At 38.4% G+C, this 24405-nt stretch carries 22 protein-coding genes; 16 read left to right on the forward strand and 6 right to left on the reverse strand.

Annotated features, from left to right (window positions below; genetic code table 11):
• Positions 1–38: 38 nt before the first annotated feature.
• Together RWN13_RS08420 and RWN13_RS08425 are read right to left on the reverse strand one after the other, a co-directional pair.
• Positions 39–797: a formate/nitrite transporter family protein gene (locus RWN13_RS08420; protein ID WP_314062140.1), complete on the reverse strand. Its 759-nt coding sequence runs from the start codon at positions 795–797 to the stop codon at positions 39–41.
• 68 nt (positions 798–865) lie between these two features.
• Positions 866–2890, reverse strand: coding sequence for a urocanate hydratase (locus RWN13_RS08425; RefSeq protein ID WP_314062142.1), 2025 nt, complete (start codon positions 2888–2890; stop codon positions 866–868).
• Positions 2891–3089: 199 nt separating this feature from the next.
• On the opposite strand from RWN13_RS08425, the gene hutI reads away from it, so the two are divergent.
• Positions 3090–4355, forward strand: coding sequence for an imidazolonepropionase (hutI, locus tag RWN13_RS08430; RefSeq protein ID WP_314062144.1), 1266 nt, complete (start codon positions 3090–3092; stop codon positions 4353–4355).
• 169 nt (positions 4356–4524) lie between these two features.
• Positions 4525–7584, forward strand: coding sequence for an AAA family ATPase (locus RWN13_RS08435; RefSeq protein ID WP_314062145.1), 3060 nt, complete (start codon positions 4525–4527; stop codon positions 7582–7584).
• Between the two features lie 45 nt (positions 7585–7629).
• Here the strand turns inward: RWN13_RS08435 and glmL are convergent, their stop codons facing one another.
• Positions 7630–9012: a methylaspartate mutase accessory protein GlmL gene (gene glmL / locus RWN13_RS08440; RefSeq protein ID WP_314062147.1), complete on the reverse strand. Its 1383-nt coding sequence runs from the start codon at positions 9010–9012 to the stop codon at positions 7630–7632.
• Positions 9013–9588: 576 nt separating this feature from the next.
• Between glmL and RWN13_RS08445 the strand changes: the two genes are divergently transcribed.
• The 11 genes from RWN13_RS08445 to RWN13_RS08495 all read left to right on the forward strand — a co-directional run bounded on the left by RWN13_RS08445 (position 9589) and on the right by RWN13_RS08495 (position 20405).
• The gene (locus tag RWN13_RS08445) at positions 9589–10116 is read left to right on the forward strand and encodes a folate family ECF transporter S component (RefSeq protein WP_314062149.1); all 528 of its coding nucleotides are present in this window, start codon (positions 9589–9591) and stop codon (positions 10114–10116) included.
• 75 nt (positions 10117–10191) lie between these two features.
• Positions 10192–11091, forward strand: coding sequence for a glutamate formimidoyltransferase (gene ftcD / locus RWN13_RS08450; RefSeq protein WP_314062151.1), 900 nt, complete (start codon positions 10192–10194; stop codon positions 11089–11091).
• A 19-nt stretch (positions 11092–11110) separates the two neighbouring features.
• On the forward strand, positions 11111–11737 hold the full coding sequence (locus tag RWN13_RS08455; RefSeq protein WP_314062153.1) for a cyclodeaminase/cyclohydrolase family protein: 627 nt from the start codon (positions 11111–11113) through the stop codon (positions 11735–11737).
• A 25-nt stretch (positions 11738–11762) separates the two neighbouring features.
• Positions 11763–13439, forward strand: a complete 1677-nt coding sequence (locus RWN13_RS08460; RefSeq protein WP_314062155.1) for a formate--tetrahydrofolate ligase — start codon at positions 11763–11765, stop codon at positions 13437–13439.
• 9 nt (positions 13440–13448) lie between these two features.
• Positions 13449–14048, forward strand: a complete 600-nt coding sequence (locus RWN13_RS08465; RefSeq protein ID WP_314062158.1) for a HutD family protein — start codon at positions 13449–13451, stop codon at positions 14046–14048.
• A gap of 67 nt (positions 14049–14115) precedes the next feature.
• Positions 14116–15453, forward strand: coding sequence for an APC family permease (locus RWN13_RS08470; protein ID WP_314062160.1), 1338 nt, complete (start codon positions 14116–14118; stop codon positions 15451–15453).
• 29 nt (positions 15454–15482) lie between these two features.
• Positions 15483–17024 carry a histidine ammonia-lyase gene (hutH, locus tag RWN13_RS08475; protein ID WP_314062162.1) on the forward strand — a complete coding sequence of 514 codons (1542 nt, stop codon included), beginning with the start codon at positions 15483–15485 and terminating at the stop codon, positions 17022–17024.
• 103 nt (positions 17025–17127) lie between these two features.
• Positions 17128–18426 carry a histidine--tRNA ligase gene (gene hisS / locus RWN13_RS08480; protein WP_314062164.1) on the forward strand — a complete coding sequence of 433 codons (1299 nt, stop codon included), beginning with the start codon at positions 17128–17130 and terminating at the stop codon, positions 18424–18426.
• Positions 18427–18443: 17 nt separating this feature from the next.
• The gene (locus RWN13_RS08485; RefSeq protein WP_314062290.1) at positions 18444–19325 is read left to right on the forward strand and encodes a YitT family protein; all 882 of its coding nucleotides are present in this window, start codon (positions 18444–18446) and stop codon (positions 19323–19325) included.
• A 295-nt stretch (positions 19326–19620) separates the two neighbouring features.
• On the forward strand, positions 19621–19758 hold the full coding sequence (locus tag RWN13_RS08490; protein WP_314062166.1) for a hypothetical protein: 138 nt from the start codon (positions 19621–19623) through the stop codon (positions 19756–19758).
• Between the two features lie 329 nt (positions 19759–20087).
• On the forward strand, positions 20088–20405 hold the full coding sequence (locus RWN13_RS08495; protein WP_314062168.1) for a hypothetical protein: 318 nt from the start codon (positions 20088–20090) through the stop codon (positions 20403–20405).
• 212 nt (positions 20406–20617) lie between these two features.
• Here RWN13_RS08495 and RWN13_RS08500 read toward each other — a convergent pair whose 3' ends face one another.
• The gene (locus RWN13_RS08500; protein ID WP_314062170.1) at positions 20618–20902 is read right to left on the reverse strand and encodes a hypothetical protein; all 285 of its coding nucleotides are present in this window, start codon (positions 20900–20902) and stop codon (positions 20618–20620) included.
• Between the two features lie 474 nt (positions 20903–21376).
• Here RWN13_RS08500 and RWN13_RS23630 point away from each other — a divergent pair, with 474 nt between their 5' ends.
• The 3 genes from RWN13_RS23630 (at position 21377) to RWN13_RS08510 (ending at position 23792) form a co-directional block, all read left to right on the forward strand.
• Positions 21377–21544: a sigma factor-like helix-turn-helix DNA-binding protein gene (locus RWN13_RS23630; protein ID WP_399553645.1), complete on the forward strand. Its 168-nt coding sequence runs from the start codon at positions 21377–21379 to the stop codon at positions 21542–21544.
• A gap of 221 nt (positions 21545–21765) precedes the next feature.
• Positions 21766–22047, forward strand: a complete 282-nt coding sequence (locus tag RWN13_RS08505) for a hypothetical protein (RefSeq protein ID WP_314062172.1) — start codon at positions 21766–21768, stop codon at positions 22045–22047.
• Between the two features lie 215 nt (positions 22048–22262).
• A complete protein-coding gene (locus RWN13_RS08510) occupies positions 22263–23792 on the forward strand; it encodes a helix-turn-helix domain-containing protein (protein ID WP_314062174.1) in 1530 nt (509 codons plus the stop codon).
• A 25-nt stretch (positions 23793–23817) separates the two neighbouring features.
• On the opposite strand, the gene RWN13_RS08515 is transcribed toward RWN13_RS08510, so the two are convergent.
• The gene (locus RWN13_RS08515) at positions 23818–24096 is read right to left on the reverse strand and encodes a hypothetical protein (RefSeq protein ID WP_314062176.1); all 279 of its coding nucleotides are present in this window, start codon (positions 24094–24096) and stop codon (positions 23818–23820) included.
• A gap of 17 nt (positions 24097–24113) precedes the next feature.
• Positions 24114–24392 (reverse strand): MBL fold metallo-hydrolase, encoded by a 279-nt coding sequence (locus tag RWN13_RS08520; RefSeq protein ID WP_314062178.1) that lies wholly within the window; start codon positions 24390–24392, stop codon positions 24114–24116.
• Positions 24393–24405: the final 13 nt, after the last annotated feature.

Here is a 24405-nt window from a genome sequence, read left to right on the forward strand (position 1 = left end):
CAAGGTGAACCTTCTTTTTGTTGTGGTTTGACATGGTTCTATTTCTTGAAGACAGCATAATATAAGCCACCAACCATCACGGCGCCGCCAACAATATTTCCCAGATAGACTGGAATAAAGTTAAGGATAAACTCAGTCCACGTGGCACCATTTTCAAAAATAGCTGCGGCAATGATAAACATATTAGCGACACTATGCTGAAAACCTATGGCCACAAAGGTTGTGACAGGAAACCAAATTCCTAAGTACTTGCCAACCGTATCTTTTGTTCCGTAGCATAACCAAACCGATAGCCCAACGAACCAATTGCAACCAATTCCTGAGACAAAAGCTTGTAGAAAATTGACATTAATTTTTGCAGATGCAACTCTTAAGGTTTCATGCAAATAGTCGCCTGTGGCTGTTAAACCAACAATATGGCCAAAAAAATAGGCAACAAATAACGCACCAACACTATTAGCCAGAGTAATGATCAAGAAATTCAAGCTTAATTCTTTGGTGGAGACCTTTTTATCAAACCAAGCAGTCGCCACTACAAACATATTGCCCGTAATTAATTCGCCGCCGCCTAGTAAAATAACGATTAAACCAATTGGGAAAATAGCAGCACCAATCAGACTGGCAAAGCTACCCCATTGTTCCGCAATGGAAGAAATAACGCGAATATACGCCAAATAGCCCAAGGAAATCATGGCGCCTCCAATAAACCCTAAGATTAATTTTGCTTTTAGGGGTTTGTTGACTTTAGCAACCCCTTTTTTGATAGTGATGGCTAGTGTCTCTTCAAGTGAGTACATAAAGACGCCTCCAGATATTTTTTTGATTAGAAAGAAGGAGGTCTGTCATCCAGCCTCCTTCAAGCTGATTAGTTGAATAAGTCAGCCACTGCTTTATGGACTTTTTCTTCATCTGTTAGATAAGGAATCGTGATGTGATCCGTGCCCGCTCTCATCTCATTGTATTCAATCGATGTTTCAATGGCGTGCTCGTTTCGTGCCCAGCTTCTACGGGCGACACCGCCCATTGTATCCCAAGCAATCGCTGATTTTATAATCTCATCACACAACTCGCTACCATCTAAGACCATTCCAAAGCCACCGTTTACTGACTTGCCGATGCCAACACCGCCACCATTATGAAGGGCAATTAAGCTCATACCTCTTGCAGCATTACCAGCGAAACATTGAGTGGCCATATCAGCGGTGACATTGCTTCCGTCTTTAATATTAGAGGTTTCTCTAAATGGTGAATCCGTGCCTGAGACATCGTGGTGATCCCGACCTAACATGACGGGCCCGATTTTTCCATCACGAATCAATTCATTAAACTTCAAGGCAATGTTAATGCGACCCATAGCGTCCTGATAAAGGATACGTGCTTCGGTACCAACTACTAGCTGATTTTTTTCAGCGTCGCGAATCCAATTATAATTATCTCGGTCCTGATAACGGCGGTTTGGATCAATGGCTTCCATGGCTGCTTTGTCAGTCGCCATTAAATCTTCATGCTTGCCGCTTAGACAGACCCAACGGAACGGACCGTATCCATAATCGAAGAGCATTGGTCCCATGATATCTTCCACATAAGAAGGCCAGATAAAGCCGTCTTTATCATCGACACCATTTTTTGAGATTTCTTTGATACCTGAGTCGTAGATTGCTTTCATAAAGGAATTACCGTAGTCAAAGAAATAGGTTCCTTTGGCTGTTAATGATTTAATGACATTAAAATGACGTTCCAATGTCTTATCAACCAAAAATCTAAATTGTGCCTGATTATCTGCTAATAACTGAGTTCGCTTATCGAAGGTGATGCCGATAGGGCAGTAACCGCCTTCATGGACATTATGGCAAGAGGTTTGATCCGATAACAAATCGATGTGAACATCGTGCTGATCCATGTATTCTAGCAACTCAACAATATTACCATGGTAAGCGATCGACGTTGCTTCCTTTTTATCTAGATAGGTTTTGGCAATGGCCACAGCTTCTTCAGGCGTTTTGGCTAAATTGCTAATCCAACCTTGCTCGAGGCGGGTATCGATCCGGGACATGTCCACTTCAGCGACGATGGTTACAGAGTTGGCAATTTCACCAGCTTTTCCTTGAGCACCACTCATGCCCCCTAAGCCAGAAGTAACAAACAGTTTGCCAGCCAAGTCACCTTCATCTGGAATACCTAATTTTAAACGACCGGCGTTAAGCAAGGTGTTGAACGTACCATGGACGATGCCTTGGGGGCCAATGTACATCCAACCACCAGCTGTCATTTGACCGTAATTAGTCACGCCCATTTGTTCTGCAATTTCCCAATCCTCAATATTATCGTATTCTCCTATTAGAAGGCCGTTAGTAATGATGACACGTGGCGCATCTTTTTTTGATTGGAACAAGCCTAAAGGATGACCAGATTCCACTACTAAGGTTTGCTCATCAGTCATTTCTTCTAAATAGCGTTTGATTAGGTGGTATTGCATCCAGTTAGAGCAAACTTGGCCGGTTTCGCCGTAAGTAACCAGTTCATAAGGATAGAGCGCCACGTCAAAGTCCAGGTTATTATCAATCATGACTTGCATAGCTTTGGCTGCCACACAATTTCCTTTGTATTCATCGATGGGTTTACCTTGGATACGTTCAGTTGGGTACCAACGATAGCCGTAAATCCGTCCTCGAGTGTTTAATTCGTTTAAAAATTCTGGAATCATTTGTTCATGGTATTTTTCTGGAATATACCGCAAGGCATTTTTTAACGCCAAGGTAGCTTGAGCTTGCGATAAACGAAAGCCCCTATCAGGTGCTCGACGGATACCTTCTTGAAATTTAGGCATATCGGGTAAGACATCCTCAAGTTTAATCGTCATGGATTTACTGATTTCTACATTGTTGATCATCGTTATTTCCTCCTGTTATTTGTATTGGAAAAGTTAAGTTGAAAGTTATACCTCTATTGTAATACGAGTGAGTCAATAAAATGACTAATAATCCTTTTCGGCTTGAATAATTAAAAAAATAAATTTCTTTGCAAAATTAGACGGAAATTAGACTGTCTAGCCTTATAATGAAGTTAATAAAAAAGAAAAAGGTGATAGTATGTTTGCAGATAAAATTTTAGTTAATTTTAGTCAGATTTTTAGCCCAATTGATAAGGGAAGACCCTTGAGAGGGAAGGAGATGGCTGAGGCGGTCATTCTTGAAAATGGTTATATCGCCATTAAGGACGGAAAGATACTCGCAATCGGCAGTGGGGAGCCAGAGGATCAATTAAAAGGTGATTCAACAGTGATTATCGATTATTCTGGCAAACTGGCGTCTCCAGGATTAATTGATTGTCACACTCATTTAGTTTATGGCGGTAGTCGAGAAGGAGAGTTTGCAAAAAAATTAAACGGGGTAAGTTACTTGGATATTCTGAAGGAAGGGGGCGGAATTTTAAGTACAGTCAAGGCCACTAGAAGTGCCAGTTTTGAGACGCTATATCATAAAACGAATCGACTTTTGGATAAAATGCTGATTCATGGTGTCACAACGGTCGAAGCAAAAAGTGGTTATGGCCTGAACTGGGAAACGGAAAAGCGGCAACTAGAAGTAACTAAAACATTAACTAAAGACCATCCAATAGACTTAATTTCAACTTTTATGGCCGCTCACGCCATACCAGAACAGTATAAAAATAATCCCGATGAGTTTATTCAATTAATCATTGATGACATGTTGCCAATGGTTAAAGCAGAGAACTTAGCAGAGTTTTGTGATGTTTTTTGCGAGACGGGAGTTTTTACAGCGGATCAATCGAGAAAACTGTTGACTGCTGCCAAAGAAATGGGCTTTAAACTGAGAATCCATGCAGATGAAATTGATTCAATTGGTGGGGTTGACGTTGCTGCTGATCTACATGCCTTAAGTGCGGAGCATTTAATGGCTGCAACAGACGAGGGCATTCGCAAAATGAGTGAGGCCCATGTCATTGGAAATGTTTTGCCAGGAACTACCTTTAGTTTGATGGCAGACACCTATGCGCCTGTCAAGAAAATGCTGGAGGCTGGAATGGCCATTACGCTGTCAACGGACAGCAATCCCGGGAGTTGTCCCACAGCCAACCTACAATTTATCATGCAGTTAGGCTGTTTCAACATGAAGTTAACGCCTGTTCAGGTGTTTAATGCTGTGACGATTAATGCTGCCTATTCGGTAGCGAGAGGTCAATCAATTGGGAGTTTTGATCAAGGGAAACAAGCTGATATCGCTATTTTTGATGCACCAAATGTGGACTACCCATTGTACTTTTTTGCCACTAATTTAGTAACGGATGTCTATAAAAATGGGGAACACGTTGTGAAAAATGAGGTTCGCCACTAGTAAAAGTAAAACGAAAGCTCCATTTAAACTGTAAATGGAGCTTTTTCCCATAACTTCTCCTTTGCCCCTATATTTCGAAAGCGTTTTATCGTAAAATAGGGGGATAGACCGTTAATGATTTTCGGTCGATGTATTTGAGCTTAGGATATGGATGAAAGAAGGTGAGACCTTGAGTAAAGTTGTATACGGTCAATTATTTGGAAACCCTGAGATTTTTGTCGATGGGAAATTGATGCTGTTTTCATTTACTAAAATTAACGCCCTACTTTATTATATGCTTGTTAACAGGAAAGTTAGTCGTGACGAATTATCAGGTTTATTATGGCCGGATATGGATGAAAAAAATGCTAAAAAGAATTTACGCAATACGATCTATCAGGCCAATAAAAAATTAGGAGGAGACTATATTTGTTCGCCAAACAAATTCGTCTTGAGTTTAAACGATGAGTTAACTATTACAAGTGATGTGGAACAGTTTAAAGACAATCCCAGCGATAATTTATCCCTCTATGATGATAGTTTTTTAAAAGGCTTCTATTTAAAAGATTGCGAAGAATTCGATGCATGGACAGAGAAAATGCGAAGCTTTTTTGAGAAAAAATTTCTAAATGAGTGTTTCCGCAATGTCACTCAAGACATTGAGGAAAAACGTTTTGAAATGGTTGAAAAAAAATTACAAAAGTTAATTAGTCTGGATGAGTACGATGAGCGGCACTATCAATTGCTGATGCGTTATTATTATGAGGTAGATAGACATGAAAAAGTCATCGAAGTCTTTTATCATTTGGCAGATGTCTTAAATTCGGAACTAGGAATTGCTCCAAGCCAAGAAACTCGCGATATTTTCGAATGTTCAGTGACGATGGTTAATAAAAATTTAGTGATTAATCGGCGCTTTACCACTAAATTTTTTGGTCGCATTGAGGAAATTCAATTGTTGGAGGCAAATTTCATCAAATTTAATCACAATGAAATGTGTCAATCTGTTTTTGTGAAAGGCGATATGGGCGTCGGTAAAACTAGTTTAGTAAACCGAGTCCTAGATAACGCGCCATATTTTCATATACTGGAAACCCAATGCTACGAAGTGGAAAAGTCTTATGATTTACGAGCTTGGCGTAAAATAGTCAATCAGTTATCTCAGTTAAGTGAGCATTATGGGGTAAGGCCAATACATTGGCAGGGAACCCTTGATCGTTTTTTTCCTAATATTGAAGATCCGTCGTTGGACAGGACATTTGCAGACGACAAGCATATTGACTTAAATGCATTGTCACAATTATTAATAGAAGCCATAAGAAAAATCAGTCACTTTAAGAAACTCGTCTTGGTTTTTGAAAATATTCAATGGTTAGATGATATGAGCTTTCAACTGTTGGTCAGTGTTATGCTGCATCTGAAAAATAAAGAAGGGATCTTTATTTTTACCTCGCGGAACGACATGAATTTAAGGCTTGTGAATTTTTTAACGACAATCAATTGTTATGAGTTATTAATCAGCCTTACTCTGGAGCCTTTAACATTGGCCGAAACTCAGGAATTTTCAAGAAATGAACTTCTCAATCAAACACCTTCCCCTGATACCTTAGGGGAGTTATACCAATTAACGGAAGGGAATTTTTTCTTTTTAACTGAGTATATTAACATGATACGAAATAACGATCAGATTGATATTATGACCGTACGAATGCAAGATGCTTTGAGAAATCGATTTAGTAGTCTAACAGATGTTGAAATGAAAGTGGTTGAAGTGGTGGCTTACTTTTATGATTATGTTCCTGTGGAGCTATTGGCGGAAATTGTTAATTTACCTGCGTTTGAATTGGCACAGGCAGTTGAACATTTAGTAAAAGAAAACATTTTATTGGAACTTTTTGTTAGTGACGAAGTCATGATTTGTTTTAGTCACAATCGTTTGAGGGAATTTATTTACATGAATCAGATGGTTTCAAAGAAACTCCTTTTGCATAAGGAGATTGCTTGTTTAATGGAAAAATCTCGAATGAGCAATATTAACGATCATTTGATTTTCGCAAAAATTGCCTATCATTATGAGCAGGCAAAAGAGTGGTTAAAATCGTTGGATTTTCAGTTACGATATTTGCAAGGTTACTTTAAATTCTATCACGAATTATTTCCGATCAATGCCATTCCAAATGATAGGTTGATGACAAACCCTGATCTTTGGAAAAAAGGAACCATCAAAGAGTTTGATAAAATTCGGCAAAAATTAGAGGAATTAGCACCTGTTTATCAAGATGATCACAGGTACTTATTATTGGCAATTCGCTTTTATAATATGGAGGGGCGCTATTTCATTCGTCAGGGAAAATACGAAAAAGGTCTTGAAGACATTCATTACGTCATTCGTGTTTCAAAAGAATTAAATGACAGTCACTTTTTATTAGAAGGTTATAAACAAATGATTTATTATTGCATTCAAATTGATAATAGTCGTGAAATGCATGACTACCTTGAATTAGGACTGAATGAGGCAATACGCAGCAATAATCATGAGTCTATTGGGATATTATTACGTTTAAAGGGCTTGAACTATTTAATGACAGGTGACTTATACATGGCGGAGCGTCAATTAACCGAATCAATCAATACCTTCTCTATCACGGATACGATTAAGGATAAATACAGCATTAATATTGCAGCAGCCTATGACTATTTAGCTGAGATTAGAAGTATTGAAGAAAATTACCCAGAAGCAATTAGACTACAGCAATTAGCGATCGATCTCTGCGAAAACAAAGGGGCATATTCAAGTCTATCTGTCTTTTATATTAATATGGGTGTTATTCTTTTTGGGAATGAGCAGTACTCGGAAGCAAAAATATATTTTGACAAAGCCTATAAGATTTACGAGGAGTTTTCTTCATTGTGGAAGAGACCCCAGTTAGACGCCTATATGTCTTTAATCAACCTTTATCAAGGGAACTATCAAGCTGTTTTTGTCTATTTAATCAGCTCGAAAAAATACATGGAACGATTCGCTAATCCACGAGATATTGGGACTATTTATTTCGCTGAAGCGATGATTAAACGGCAGTTAGTTAAAGAAAACCATCAAGATAATAAGCTTTGGGAAATGCTTGATCAAGATGAATTATTTTATTTCAGAAAAGCCTTGGAGTATTTAAGCCCCAACCGAAATAAACTAGAGACAAATTTATTAAAAAGAACCTTTAAACCTGAAGAATTAATAAATGGACTTAGATGAAATAAGGAACACCTCGTTTTTTACACAAGGTGTTCCTTATTTAGTTTACAAGGGAATCAAATATTTAGTGAGCATCCTAAGAGCTACTTGGGGGTGATGCTCTGCCAATAGTCCTAAAGATGAGACGATATATGATGAATCCAAATAAAAAGCTGGTTTTAGTGGTTTTAGGTGTTGGGTGTCGGTTTGAAGAGCTGCTTTCAAAATGTTTTTTGGTTGGGAACTATTAATAATGATACCACCAGTTCCGATTAACAGATCAATTTGGCGTAAATCCTTTCCTTGCTGATAATACGTATCATGACGAGGGTGGCGTTCTCTTCTTGTAACACCGGCATGACGATCCATCCCAATTGACACGGCGATTTTAGCCATTAAGTTATCAAAGTCAGACTGGTCTGGAGTACTTGGAATAAAATCGGGATGCTGTTCCCTAAGTAAGCAGTTACGCCTTAATTCAGTCTCATCGTAGTGATGGTTGCCATAGATATTAAAGTAGTCTGGCCCCGCGGTCTCAAACAAGCTAACGGCAGAATAACGCATCCCTAAATCACCTTCGACCGTCCTTTTTAGAAATGGTTCAGGTAATCCCTCGTACAGTAGTTGCTGATCGCTAATACTTTCACATGCTGAATGAACATCAGTAGTGGCTCCACCAACGTCCACAAGAGTTATCTTTCCAAAGCCTGGGATCTTCCCACTGCCTTGAGATAAAAGCTTGACAGCATGGAGAACGGCCATTGGTGTGGGGATAATTGGCGAATTACTTAGCTTAGCAATCTGATCAAAGCCTTTCCCATAGATGATTTTTTCAAAAAAAATTCGCCTTAACCTTTCTCTAGTATCTGTGGCTTGTATTAAATTGACTTTTGGAAGCACATTTTCTGTCAAATAATAGGTTCTATTCATTAGAATACGTTTTATTTCAGGGGCTGCTAGACGGTTACCTGCCACAATAAGGGGAATATCTTTGTTTAGGTGCGTCAGCTTTTGAGCACAATCAAGAATAAAAGCAGTATTGCCTCCATCTGTGCCCCCAGTTAGAAGAATAACATCGGGATTTAATTGATTTATTTTCTGAATGTCTGCTGAAGAAAGGCTGTAGGAGAAGGTTTTTAGTATTCTTGTACCTGCTCCTAAAGCAACTTTTTTTGCAGCAGCAGTTGTTAAGCTATGGGTAAGACCGATAGCAACCATGTTAAAGCCGCCAAAAGCAGATGAGCAGATTAGGGTTTGATGATTAGGCAGCTGTTCTATCTTTAAATCTTCAGCCATTTTAGTGATTAGTTCTTGATAGCTATCGAATAAATTAGTCTTACTTTGAGTGTTTACCGTAATATGAGACATGATTAATTCACTTTCAAGATCAAGTAAAATAGCTTTCGTGTAAGTACTGCCAAAATCGATGGTTAAAACATTGTTTGTCATTGTAAATCTCCTTTCGTTAAATGAAAATTAAATGAGAAAATAATTAGTTTTTAATAAGATTTTAGAGTCTAATAATAAATAAAAGAATCTAAAAAACGTCAAATAACCGGTTAGACTTAAAAAAAATTAGGCAATGGTATCTAAACTAAAAATAGGCCCGTCCTTTAAATAGAGAAAACCATCGGATTTGTTCTGGTAATTCGTTTGTCAGTTTTTTTATGGAATCTATATGTCTAAGGGACGCTTCAAAGAGATTAAGTTCATTTGTTTTTGACGTTTTTTATTGATTGCAAAACAGATTGATGTTTATTATATACCAGGTGCGTCTAAAAAATGTCTAATTTTTATAAGAGCTAAAAAGAGGGATAGTTTTTTTAAGAAAAGTAGCGTCTAAAAACAATGAAATTGGCTTTTTAGTCGCCGTTTATCAGGGTTTGACACGAGTTTGCCTGAGTGGTAATTTGAGAGTGTAGTAGGAAAATAGAAGATTGAAACTAAAAAGAAAGTCACTGTTTGTTCGTGAATAAAGTGTTCCATGAGTTAGGTGAATTTCTTGAAAAGGAGAGAGTATGTAAGTTGAAACGTACAGTTGGTTCAAAAATAAGTGCTAAAGACATTGCCTTATTAGGATTATTAGTGGCGATTGAGGTCATTCTAACTCGATTTTTTGCAATCGAAAATTCATTTGTTAGGATTAGTTTCGCTTTTTTACCCTTAATGTTAATGGGGCATTTATTTGGACCATGGCTGGCAGGCCTTGGCGGTATCGTTGGTGATATTGTTGGCATGCTAATTTTCCCAAAAGCCATGTTTTTTCCGGGATTTACATTTAACGCTTTTCTTATTCCCTTTCTATACGGCGTGATGTTTTACCGAAAAGATATCAATTTGAAACGAATTGTGATGGCCCAATTACTTATTATGGGAATGGTTAGTCTAGTTTTAACGCCAATCTGGCTGAATATTCTATTCAAGATTCCTATCTTTGAGTTATTGCCTGTCAGACTATTGAAAGAGGGCATTCTTTTTCCAATAAATGTCTTCGTCAGTTATTGTCTGTTTAATAAGACCTCCCTTGTGACCGTGATGGAGATGGGAAAGTAAACAATGTATTTTGTAGGTATACCGGGTAAAGGTTTCGACTTTTCCCTAGTTAGATAAATGAAAGGAAGAAGTTAAATGGCAAAGTTAGTAGAATGTATTCCGAATTTTAGTGAAGGTAGAGATGAAAGCGTTATAAAGGGGTTAGTTGAGGTCGCTAAAAGTGTCAGTGGCGTTACCTTATTGGATCATTCATCAGATCCCAGTCATAATCGCAGTGTGTTCACTTTAGTCGGCGATGTTGAAGGGATTCAGGAAGTTGCCTTCAAATTAGTCAGTTATGCCACGCAACACATTGATATGACTAAACAAACAGGTGAACATCCACGGATGGGAGCAACCGACGTGGTTCCTTTTGTCCCAATTAAAGATATTACCACAGAAGAATGCGTGGAAATATCTAAAAAGGTAGCGAAACGAATTAACGATGAGTTAGATATTCCGATTTTCCTTTATGAAGAATCTGCGTCTTCACCTGATCGAGTCAACTTGGCACGTGTGAGAAAAGGACAATTTGAAGGAATGCCTGAAAAACTAATTCAAGACGAATGGGCCCCTGATTTCGGTAGCAGAAACATTCATCCAACTGCTGGCGTGACGGCCGTAGGCGCAAGAATGCCCCTAGTAGCCTTTAATGTCAACTTAGACACATCTGATATTACCATTGCCAACAAGATTGCTAAAATTGTTCGCGGTTCTGGTGGCGGGTTTAAGTATTGTAAAGGAATCGGCGTTATGTTAGAAGACCGCAATATTGCGCAAGTTTCCATGAATATGGTGAATTTTGAAGGAACCCCATTGTATCGTGCGTTTGAGACGATTCGTTTCGAAGCGAAACGTTATGGCGTTTCAATCATTGGGAGTGAGGTGATTGGTTTAACTCCTGCTAAAGCATTAATTGATACAGCTGAGTATTATTTGCAAATTGAAGATTTCGATTATGGAAAACAAGTATTAGAAAATCACTTATTGAATTAGGAAGAGGAGTGTCAAAACAATGGAATTAGTTGAGTTGAAAGTTAACGAATTTATGCATGTTTTAGGCTCTGATGAACCGGCACCCGGTGGTGGCTCTGCCTCTGCATTAGCCGCAGCTATGGGAATTTCATTAGTTAAAATGGTAGCAGAACTAACTACTGGCAAGAAAAAATACGCTGAGCATGAAACGATGATTCAAGAAGTGTTAGTTGAAGCGACTGACCTACAAGCGATCCTGTTAGATGCCATTGATAAAGATACCCAAGCATTTAATGTTGTTTCAGCGGTTTTTTCAATGCCTAAAGAAACAGATGAAGAAAAAACTGCAAGGCGAGAAGCAATGCAGTTGGCTTTAAAAGGGGCAGCTATCTCACCATATGAAATGATGGAAACAATTGTCAGAGGGCTTAAAGTAGTAAAAAAAGCCGTTGGAAAATCGAATGTTAATGCAGCCAGTGATTTAGGTGTAGCAGCGTTAAACTTGAAGTCTGGCCTACAAGGGGCTTGGTTAAATGTGTTAATTAACCTATCAGGAATTAAAGAAGAGGCGTTTGTTGACGGCTATCGCGGTAATGGTCAGGCATTGTTAGAAGAAGGATGTCTGTTAGCCGATGAGATTTATGAAGAAATAGTGACCTTAGTTTAGACAGAAAGGAAGTTAATGAGATATTATGACTTATTTATCAGATATTGAAATTGCCAATCAAGTAAAAATGAAACCGATCAAAAACGTGGCTGATAGCTTAAATTTAGAGGAAGAGGACTATCAGTTATATGGAAAATACAAAGCTAAATTAGATGCCCTAGAGTTAGAAAAAATGAAGGATCAAAAAGATGGCAAATTGATTTTAGTAACAGCAATCACACCAACACCAGCCGGTGAAGGAAAAACAACCACATCAGTTGGGTTGGCAGACGGTTTTACTAAGATTGGCAAAAAAGCGATGTTGGCTCTGAGAGAACCCTCATTAGGCCCAGTTTTTGGTGTTAAAGGTGGCGCGGCAGGTGGTGGTTATGCCCAAGTTGTGCCGATGGAAGATATTAACCTTCACTTCACTGGCGACTTCCATGCGATTGGTGCAGCCAATAATTTATTAGCTGCTTTGTTGGATAATCACATCCATCATGGTAATAGTTTGCAGATTGACAGCCGACGTATTACCTGGAAACGTGTGGTTGACATGAACGACCGACAATTACGTTATATTGTGGATGGCCTCCAAGGGAAAGTGAATGGTGTTCCCCGGGAAGATGGGTATGATATTACCGTTGCTTCGGAAATAATGGCCATCTTATGTTTGGCTAACAATATTGTTGAATTAAAGGAAAAATTACGTAAAATCATTGTTGCTTACAATTTTTCTGGCGAGCCTGTCACAGCTGGCGATTTAAAAGCTGAAGGAGCTCTTACAGCTCTGTTGAAAGAGGCCATTAATCCTAATTTGGTACAGACTTTAGAGCATACACCTGCCTTGATACACGGAGGTCCATTTGCTAATATCGCCCATGGTTGTAACAGTGTCTTAGCCACAAAAATGGCTTTAAAATATGCTGACTATACGGTAACAGAAGCTGGCTTTGGCGCAGATTTAGGGGCTGAGAAGTTTATTGATATTAAATGCCGCTTGGCTGATATTCGACCTGATGCAGTTGTCTTAGTGGCTACTATCCGAGCCTTGAAGATGCATGGAGGTGTTCCTAAAAATGAGCTTGGTGAAGAAAACATTGATGCAGTGATCAAAGGTTTGCCAAACTTGGAAAAACACTTGGCTAATATTCAGGATGTATACGGTTTGCCAGTGGTAGTTGCTATTAATAAGTTTCCAACAGATACTCAAGCTGAATTGACAGCCGTTGAGGAAGCTTGCAAAGAACGTGGGGTGGAAGTCGTCTTATCCGAAGTCTGGGAAAAAGGTGGTAATGGTGGCGTAGCCTTGGCTGAGAAAGTCGTTGAATTAGCTGACCGCGATAACACCTTTAGTTACGTTTATGATTTGGAAGACAGTATTGAAGAAAAACTGAACAAGATTGTCCGCAAAGTATATGGTGGGACAGGTGTTGAATTAACCAAAGTAGCCCGTCGTGAAATGGCTGAATTGGAGCGTTTAGGTTTTGGGAATTTACCAATCTGTATGGCCAAAACTCAATATTCATTCTCCGATGATCCAACTTTAATCGGTGCGCCCCAGGATTTCACAGTGACCATTAAAAATATGAAAGTGTCGGCTGGAGCAGGTTTTATTGTCGCTTTAACTGGTGCGATTATGACGATGCCTGGTCTGCCTAAATCACCAGCCTCTGAACGAATCGATGTGGATGAAAATGGTGTAATCTCTGGCTTATTTTAGGGGTGATAGATGAAAATAAGGACTATTAGCAAAAAGGACTATCGTGTTTCAACTTGGAGTGGGGGAGAGACTCAGGAATTGTTTCTCTTCCCAGTCCAGGGAACTTATCAAATTGGTCAGTTTGATGTTAGACTATCCAGTGCCACTGTTGAATTGGCAGAAAGTCTTTTCACAAGTCTGCCTGGCTATCAAAGAGTCATTATGTCCTTGGATAACCCTTTAAGTTTGAGTCATCAAGGGAATGATAGTAAAAGGATGGTAGATTTAATGCCTTTTATCTCCCACCATTTTTCAGGAGAGGATCAAACAACGTCAATTGGTAAGTGCAGAGATTTTAATTTGATTTATCGTGATGGTTTAGCTGGCGAATTAGTGGCTTGCTATCAAAAGGAGTCAGTCGTGATTAAGTCCGACGAGTTTGTCTTAGTTTATGCCCTTGAAGAAATTAGAGTCGAAATTTTTCAAGGACATCAGGTGACACATGCTCATTTAAAGAGAGGTAACAGTGTGGTTATTGAAGAGGTTACTGAGAATTGTTGGTTAGTGTTAACAGCCAAGAACAGAACAGAGAAACCAATAGCAGTCGTGGCAAGTATTAGCGAAAGTTAAGAGTGTTTTATTTGTAACCGATTTCAATAAAGCGAATCATTTCTGTTTTTTTGAAGGGAGAAAACTTATGGAAACAAGTGTAGATGTAACAGAACTAAACGAAATGGAAGAAAAATCGAAATTTAGTCTAAGCGGTGCCACGCTTTATGGAATAAATGCAGTCATTGGGTCTGGAATCTTTCTGTTGCCACAAACTATCTATCGGGATTTAGGTCCAGCCTCGTTATTTGCGATGGTTTTTGACGCAGTTCTCGTGTTGTTACTGGCGGTCTGTTTTGCAGAAGTAGCTTGTTATTTTAATAAAAATGGAGGCGCCTTTCAGTATTCGAAAGCAGCTTTCGGTGACTTTATCGGCTTTATTGTGGGCTTATTAGGGTGGTTTGTGACAATTATCGCATGGTCGGCTATGGCATCTGGGTTTGCCAAGCTGTTAATAGTGACATTTCCAGTTTTGACTGGTAAAAACACCTTAATAAGTATTTTACTGGTCATAGCCTTATCGATTATTAATAGTACGGGGTTAAAAACCTCAAAGATGTTTACCATTGCTATTACAGTGGCTAAACTAATTCCAATTGTGGCTTTTGTCCTGATCAGTATTTTCTTTATTAAGGGAGGCATTTCAGCTGGAAACTTTACACCATTTTTACAACTTAAAGGCGGCTTAACCCTTTCAGATGCGATGGCTTCTACTTCTTTAACTATTTTCTATGCATTTATTGGATTCGAAGCGTTACCTGTAGTTGCTGGTGAAATGAGAAATGCCAAAAAGAACGTGCCAAAGGCAATTGTTGGTTCTATCAGTATTGTCTCTATTTTATACTTTATCATCATTGCTGGAACCATCGCCATGTTAGGTGCTGGTATTTTGGAAACACAAGCACCTGTCCAAGATGCTTTTGCAATGATGATTGGACCTGCAGGTAAGTGGATTATTTCAATCGGCGCCTTGATTTCAATTCTTGGATTAAATGTTGGGGATTCGATGATGATCCCTCGTTACGGCGCTTCGATTTCAGATGAAGGTTTATTGCCAAAGGTTATTGCCAAGAAGAATGGTAAAGGGGCACCAGTCATCGCGATTATTATTTCCTGCGTATTGACAAGCTTGTTGTTATTAAGTGGTAGTTTTGAACAGCTGGCCGAACTAAGTGTTGTTTTCCGTTTCATTCAGTATATTCCAACGGCTCTAGCTGTTATTTGGATGAGGAAAAAGAATCCAGATACTGTCCCAGCCTTTAGATTGCCTTTCGGTCCATTTATTCCTATTTTAGCTATTGCTGTTAGTATCTGGATGTTATGGAGTGGCGCTAATACTGTCAGTTTATTAGCAGGTGGAGCTGGCATCGTGATTGCGGGTATCTTGTATTTTGTTCTAAATGGTAATAAAAAAGTAACGAGTTAATTAGATATTTATAGGGAGGGTTTTATTAAATGACTAAACATATTACGCTAGATGGAAAAAGTTTGACTTTATCACAAGTCATTGAAGTTGCACGTCATCAGGCATCGGTTTCGATTTCAGAGGATGCAATCGAGGCGGTTAATGCTTCGAGAAAAATAATTGATAACATTGTTGCCAGTAAAAAGGTCACTTACGGTGTCAATACGGGCTTTGGTTCATTAGTTAAAGTCAGCATTCCTCAGGAAGAAACTAGACAGTTACAAGAAAATCTAATTCGCACCCATTCAAGCGGTTTTGGGGATCCTTTAAAGGAAGATGAAGTTCGTGCAATTATGTTGATACGAATTAACTCACTTTTGAAAGGTTATTCGGGAATTCGTTTAGTAACGATTGAAACCCTCCTGAGCATGCTCAATAAAGGCGTAATACCGTTTATTCCAGAAAAGGGGTCTTTGGGCGCGTCAGGAGATTTAGCGCCACTTTCTCATATGGTTCTGCCGATGTTAGGCTTAGGTAAAGCCTATGTTGAAGGAGAACTACTGGAAGGCCGAGATGCTATGAAGCGGGCAGGTATTTCTGTGATTCATTTAGAGGCAAAAGAAGGGTTAGCATTGATTAATGGCACGACTGTGTTAACTGGGATTGGTGCTTTAGCGACTCATGATGCCATTGAGCTGCTAAAATTATCGGATATTGTAGGCGCATTGTCGCTCGAAGTTCACAATGGCATTATCAATGCCTTCGATGAGGAATTACACCTCATTCGACCACAGAGTGGCCAACTGGCAACGGCTCGCAATATCAGACGATTGTTAAAAGGTAGTAGTCTAACAACACCGGCAACGGCTGATCGCGTACAAGATCCTTATACCTTAAGATGCATGCCACAAATTCATGGAGCTAGCAAAGATACAGTTGCTTATGTGAAAGAAAAAGTAGACATTGAATTGAATTCGGTAACTGACAATCCAATCATCACGCGGAGTGGCGACGTGATTTCAGGTGGGAATTTTCATGGCGAGCCTTTAGCTCAACCATTTGATTTCTTGGGAATTGGTGCGGCAGAAATAGGCAATGTCTCCGAGCGGCGAGTGGAGCGATTAGTCAACACGAATCTAAGTGGCTTACCTTCTTTCTTAGTGAAACATCCTGGCGTCAACTCTGGTTTCATGATTACGCAGTATGCCGCTGCTTCATTAGCATCTGAAAATAAAATCTTAGCACACCCAGCCAGTGTTGATTCGATTACTTCCTGTGAGAACCAAGAAGATTTTGTTAGTATGGGAACGACAGCGGCACGGACGGCGAGAGATATCGTTAATAATTCCCGCAGGATTGTGGCAACGGAAATGATGGCAGCTTGTCAAGCCATTAATTTCGTTTTAGATCGTGGTGAATTAGGAGTGGGAACGCAAATTGCCTATGATTTCTTTAGACAGCATGTGAATTTCCTTGAACACGACAAAGATATTGAGATGTATGACGAGCTTGAAAAAGCAACAGATGTTCTGATTAAAGGCGATTTACTGCGAGCCGTTGAGCAGGAAGTTGTTTTAGATATTCAATTTTAAGTCAGATAGTTACGTAAATGTCTCTGAATAATTCATTCAGAGGCATTTGTTGGTATAACCATTTTTTGCTGTATATCGTTAGAACTTTTAGGAGGGATTTGTAATGAAATACCAAAGACCAAAAGGGACTATGGATATCTTGCCTGCTGAAGCTGTCAAATGGCAATTTCTTGAAAATACTGCCAGAAAAACATTTGGCCGTTACGATTTTCATGAGATTCGGACGCCTATTTTTGAACATTTTGATGTCATCTCGCGAGGCGTCGGGGAATCTACGGATATTGTTTCAAAGGAGATGTATGACTTTTATGATAAAGGAAAGCGTCACATCACCCTTAGGCCAGAAGGAACAGCGCCAGTTGTTCGTAGTTACGTTGAAAACAAGTTGTTTGCCGCTGAATATCAGCATCCCTTTAAGACTTATTACATCGGTCCTATGTTCAGGTATGAACGTCCTCAATCAGGCAGATTGCGACAGTTTCACCAAATTGGAGTGGAGGTTCTAGGAAGTCAACGAGCTCTCAGTGATGTAGAAACAATCGCCATGGCTTTGAATTTTTTTGACAAATTAGGGATCAAACAAACTAAGGTTGTGATTAATTCTTTAGGAAGCCGCGACAATAGACAACTTTACCGACAAGCTCTAATCGATTATCTAGGGCCTTTGGTGGGTCAGTTAAGTGAAAATTCTCAGAGACGATTACAGCAGAATCCTTTGAGAGTATTGGATAGTAAAGATCAACAAGATCAGGAAATAATTAAGCAAGCTCCCTCAATTCTTGATTATTTAGACAGTGAAAGCAAGCTTTTTTTCGAGGAAGTTCAGGGGCATTTAAGGGAATTAGGCATTACATTTGAAGTAGATCCTTTGATGGTCCGTGGTTTGGATTATTACAATCACACTGTCTTTGAAATCATGAGTGAGGCACCAGGCTTTGAGGGGGTCTTAACAACTATTTGTGCAGGCGGCCGTTATGGTGGGCTAATTCATGAATTTGGCGGTCCGAGGGAATTTGATACTAGTTTTGGTTTTGCAATGGGAATTGAGCGAGTGATGATTGCCATGGAAGCAGAGAATGATCAGCCGAAGCAACCAGAAAACCCAGATATATATATCGCTGACTTAACAGCAGAAGCTGGTATCCTTGGATTAAAAATGGCAGAGCTAATCCGTAAGAACACCTTAATTGTTAAGTGTGACTATTTAATAAGAGGTCTACGATCTCATATGAGGTTGGCCAATAAATTAAATGCAACATTGGTCATGATGATAGGCGCTGAGGAATTGGCTGGAAATAAGGTTAAAATCAGAAATATGCGAACAGGTAATGAGCAGTATTTCTCACTAGGGGATATTGAATCAGATTTTTTAAGTGCTTATTATCGAATGATTAACTTATAGAACGAGTTGATGAAATGATGGAACTATTAAGGCAACATCGAAAAGATATTCAAGATTATGGTACAAAGTTATTTATTTTAGTGATTTATGCTTTTCTATATTCCGTTGCTCTCAATATTTTTTGGCGGAATGGGAATATATATGCTGGTGGAATAACAGGGATTTCTCAAATTATCACGACAGCTCTAGAAGCCGCCACGGCGCAAAAAGTGCCGATTTCCTTGGTTTATTATGGACTGAATTTGCCACTATTTATCCTAGGTTGGTTTGTTGTTGACCGAAAGTTTGTGGTGTTCACGATTATTGGCGTCACATTTGCTTCATTTGCCATTGAAATTACTCCGATGATTGAATTGACAAAAGACCCGATTATTTGCGCTATTTTTGGTGGTGCTCTCAGCGGATATTCCTTAGGTTTTGCATTAAAACACGGCTTATCTACGGGTGGAATGGACATTGTTTTGCTGAGTTTGCGAAAGATAACAGGCAAAAGCGTCGGTAGCCTGTCCTTAATAATTAATGGACTAATCGTTCTAACTGCCGGCTTTATTTTTGGTTGGCCCCACGCTTTTTACAGTGTGTTGTCGATCTTTGTTGGAGCCAAGGCGACGGATCTTGTTTATGTGAAACATAAGAAAGTACAAGTAATGATTATCACTCAAGATCCAGAACAGGTGATTGAAAAACTACAGGAACAATTAACCCGGGGAATGACGGTCGTCTATAATGCTAAGGGCGCCTACAAACAAAAAGATCAAGCGATTCTAATTACAGTCATCACCTATCGAGAAATGGAAATTTTGAAGGAAATTATGAAAAAAATTGACCCTAAAGCCTTTGTTAGTGTGTCTCAAGACGTGGAGATTCTCAGTGACTTCGAAGAAATGGATATCATATAACTAGGTTGTTCAATTCATATAGCTAGCTCATCCGCTGATTACTAACAAAACAGTTCCCACTACTACGAGGGAACTGTTTTTTTGTGCGCCCTGAATAGGCATGCAAGAGTACACGCCTGATAGAAGAAGGTCTGAAGCAAAACTCTGCACTTCTGAATAGAAACTTGATAGGAGGTTAGGCACATGGATGAGGTTGCCAAAGAAACCAAAGTCCAATAATTGTCAAAAATATGTGGTGAATAAATCAAGAAGTGAGATGGTGTGAAAGTTGTGAGGCTATACCAGGGGAGGTCTTGTGGGAGTGATGGGAAGTCGTTGGACGGCTCATGACAATCCTAATGATGACATTAAAGTGAATGGCAAGACGTTAACAGAAGTCATAGTAGCGAGGATAAGTTGTGAAATCAACAAAAAGCGAAGGGATCAACGCTAAATGAACGTCTGAAATGGTAGCCAAACAACTGTTTTTACCGAAGTACCGTATACCGAACGGTACGTACAATGCTGTGAGAGGTCGGCTTATCAATTAAAGATTAGCCCCCTCGATTGCCTATGACGATGAAATAACAAATGTAACAAAGTCGTTACTCTTGATTAAAACGGGTTAGTTAAGAGGTGGAACGCTTGCATTAAATAACTAAATAATATAGGGTGGAGATAAGAAGTAGATTAAGTCAGTTGAATTTCTCTGATAGTAAGCCGTATAGGTCAGAGACAAACCCTTGAGGCGAAAACCAGTTGTGACTAGGAAGGATAATGTATATGACTGTAGAAGATAAAAATGAAGAGAAGCACTTGAAAACTGAAAAAGAGCTGCCAACTGAAGTGCCAGAGACACCTCTAAAATATCCTGACAAGGAAGTTCCGAGCTTTCCATCTGAAAATATTCCTGTCGAGGTACCAGATCCATCTGTAAAAGAATATCCAACAGATGTTCCCAATTCTTTACCTAGTAGCAAACCCAAGGAAGTCATCAATCCTCCATTAGAAGAACCTTTGGAGATTTCCCCTGATTTCAAGGTTGAACCTCCTTTGGAGTATCGTACGAGTGATGTCGTTGATCCGAAAAATGAACCGTAAAGAAGGAGATGAGCTAAATGAGAAGTAAGTATAAATTAGTAAATATTCTATTAGTAGCAACTGCTACCTACTTTTTGAAAAAATGGCTAATTGATGAGCAACCTCCAAAAAAAGCTAAGGCCCACTAATGAAAGTCATCAATCTACTTGTTTCACGACAAATAATTAACAAAAAGTCTGTTTCTATCGAACAGACTTTTTGTTATGAAGTGGTTATTTTAAGTGCTTCCTTTTTTTCTTTCGATCGGCTTGATGGTCTTCTTTTAAACTGCTTTTAAAGCTGATAATTAACGTAAAAAAGCAATAGAGAATCAGAGGAAGTGCAACAATTCCAATTATTCCAACAATGAGGGCATAGGGCAATAGATTATTATGGTGGCGGAATAAGACCATGATTAGCCAGAAAATGGCTGATAAAGAAGCTAAAACATTAAGCAAGAACAAGATATACAAACAAGGTAACATTTTTTTTATCGTTGATACTTGGGCACGAGTCATATGAACCTCCAAGGGGCTTTTTCCTAATAATAACATTAATCACTGAAAGTTGCTGAGGTATTTTCTTAATAACTACTATTTACTTGAGGTGCCCTTAAATAAATCATATACAGATTCATGGCTTTGACGCGACTGGAACTTATAAATATGATGAGTTTTTTGAAGCAAGGTGAGACACCTTCTTTAGACAATAATTTAAAATAATGACTAAATTCAGCCAATAAATGGGATGATTATTCATATAGTATAGAGATGAGAAAGTGGATCATCTGTTTGAGGCATACAAGCACATGATTTATCAGCTATACACGATTAGCTCCAGGCAAATTTATAACCAAGATAAAGGTCAATCCTTTGTTGTGAAACACTGTTTAAGCGATGAAATCCATGTGTTTTAATTAGAAAAGATTATAGCGACAGACACTGTTGGAGAGACTTTTAGCAAAAGAACGACAACTATAGGTACGAGAAGCCATTAGTCGCTTGAATGAGCTATATCGGTTGCCAACTATTATGACCTATTTTGACAACCGAACTTACAAAGAAATCAGTGACCTCCTTGATATTCCATTGACGACATTAAAGTATCGGCTATATCGAGAGAAAAATAATCCAATCAGACATGGAAATTTATCTAAATGAAAAGACATAATAAGAAAGTCATTCAGATATTGATGAATTATTGGCAGACTTTTCAGTAGAATTTGAAACAGATTTAGTTAATCTTAGAAATGACATAACCCTACCTTGAGAAGACCTAGTAACCGAAACACGTCAAAAAATGATTCAAGTTAATATTCTACAGCAGTTTGAGCAACAAAGTAATCAGGAAACAAAAAAGAGAAGGAAAGGTGTCGGAAAAAATGACAGAATTGACCCGTGTTTTAATTTTTTTAGTAGTAGTATTAGTATTTAGAATAGCCACTCCACTTTCTTTGAGTTTGAGCTGGTTTTTTCAGGGCGGAACTGAGCAAGGTTATGTGAGTAGTGACTTTATCAAAGTATCTGATTTTTATGTTAAAACTAATAGCAAAGGCCCTCATTATGACTTACAGGCAGAAGAAGGTGAAATTGAGTTAAAAAAATACTTAATCCAAATAGTGAAGAGATTTATGGCGTTACAAGTCCCATGGAAAGGAGGTTAGCACCAGTTATCAAGTTGTAGAAAGAGATGATACGGCTAAAATCGCGAAATTTGCTTTTGATTGGCTTTGATAGATTTATAACAAGTGATGAGACATGAGTAACAAATTAACATTATTTTAGTCGCTTTTCTTGACTAACGCACTAGTTAAGCTTGATAATCTAACTAGCACTACGTTTATGCAACCGATATGAAATGACTAAGAGGAGTGATGTTATGACCACTTTTTTAGATAAAAATGAAAAACGAGATTTAGATATATTGTATTATTTGTACTCAGAAGATAAACTGTGGTCGGCAGAAGAATTAAGCAAGGTGGCTAATTGCTCAGTAAAAAGCGTCACTAGTTCAGTTTCAAAACTTAATGAATTGATTTTAGATCATGATTTGGATTGCTGGATTCAAACGGAACGACATTTAGGTATTAGATTGTGTACTAATTCTTATGCCAGTATTTATCATCTTGAGAGTTTATACATTCAAAATACGATTACTTATCAATTGATGGATAAAGTGTTTCATGGTAAAGACTTGTCGATTACTAAGCTACAACATATTTTTTTTCTTTCACGAAGTTCAATTTATCGAAAATTGTCAATTATTGAAAATTTTATTGTGAGTAATGGTTTTGAGTTTTCTAAAACTGAATTAACTATTTCTGGTCCAGAGTCGAGTATCCGAGAATTTTTTTATCTTTTTTATATTTCGCTGGCAGATGATTTTTTCTGGCCTTTTCAGACTGTTTCTCAAGTTTATTTGGAAGACAAACTGGCAAAAATTGAAGAGTTATCAAACTTCAAATTATCTTATGCAGAAAAATTAAGGATCTTATATCGAATGGCAATTAATTCCGTTCGCTATCAACAAAAACATTATATAGTAGACTTACCCGCCATTGTTGAAGTTTCCCCTAACCTTGACTTTGAACTGAAAGCATCGGCCGAGATTTTTTTAGAAGGCATTCCAATAAAGCATCACGAATTAGAGTATAAATACCTGTCATTAGTTTATCTGACCTATGCAAATACAATTGAGGTCAACGACACCCTGGGAATTAAAGAGGCTGTTGCTTGGAATAAAGAAACCCATACAAAAGCCTATGATCTGGTTGCGGAATTATTAAGGAGAATGGAAAAACTGTACCCTCAACTGGATCTAAAAGAACGATTTTCATCTACCAACTTTATCTACAAGTTAATCTCCGTTGCCAATTATGCCTTGATGTATCCAAAACTTGATGTTGATTTGGATTTGAATGACAGATGGAATAAACGATTTCGATCTTTGACTTTTTCTTCTTTGGATCGACCAAAGTTTACCCAGGTATTATGGGAACTAATTGTTGAGATGCATAAAGAAAATCAGAAAGAATTGATCAATCCGCATCATGTTTTCTATTTTATTTATTCCGTTTTTAGTCAGACGATTGATTTACATCTGTTTGAGAATTCTCTTAAAATTAAATTAATCATGGAAGCAGGTTACTTGAGTGAAAGCGAGCTAAAAGAAAAGTTAGGTCGTTTTTTAGGAAATGATGTTAAGATAATGACCAGTGAAGTCCGCCATGATGAAACGATTCCTTATGATTTAGTTATCTCAGATTTGCCCTTTTTGACCATCGATTATGTGGCAGTAAAACAGCAGTATATTTGGGCATTTCCACCGATGACAAGAGATTGGCAGAATATTAAGATGATTGCTGAGATGTTGCAGTTGTCGTCAGAAGCGCATCCAGAAAAAGGCTGAAGATATCAGCCTTTTTTTGCGCCAATCAACATAACCTAAGGGCTACCGCCTTATTCCAAGTAGCTAATGCTGGAAAAGGAAATAGTGGTATTAAATCTCCTGTGACGGTCAGAGCTGGACGAGTATGAAAAGCATCGCCAGCTACTAATACTTTTGATCGCTCGTCATAAAAAGCCATTGAACCAGGAACGTTTATCGCTCTTAAAGAGCCAACATAATCATTTTCGTCCAGTAAGGTGTCTGCTGATTCACTCGTCTTAAGAAAGCTGTCATTGATAGGTGATTGTGGTTCATCCTCTCTCAATGACATATCTCCTGACATCAACAATCTCGCTTAGATATATAGATCAAGGCCTGAGGTAATGCTACGTTTAGTTTAGAGAGTCTACCAATATGGTCTCCATGAGGATGAATCAGGATAATTTTGGTAATTGGCTTATCAATCGATTGAGCAGCTCTCAGAATAGACTTAGTAGCAAAATCAATTCTTGTACCTATCAAGTTTAGGCTTTCATTTTCTTCAATCAAGTAACAGTTTATTGGAAATAGCCTGGCTAAAAAAGTTAGTTGATCTGTTTTTTCTATTTGTTTGATGATCATCAACACGCCTCCT

It is taken from the genome of uncultured Vagococcus sp. (genome assembly GCF_963518325.1).
Lineage (GTDB): Bacteria > Bacillota > Bacilli > Lactobacillales > Vagococcaceae > Vagococcus_D.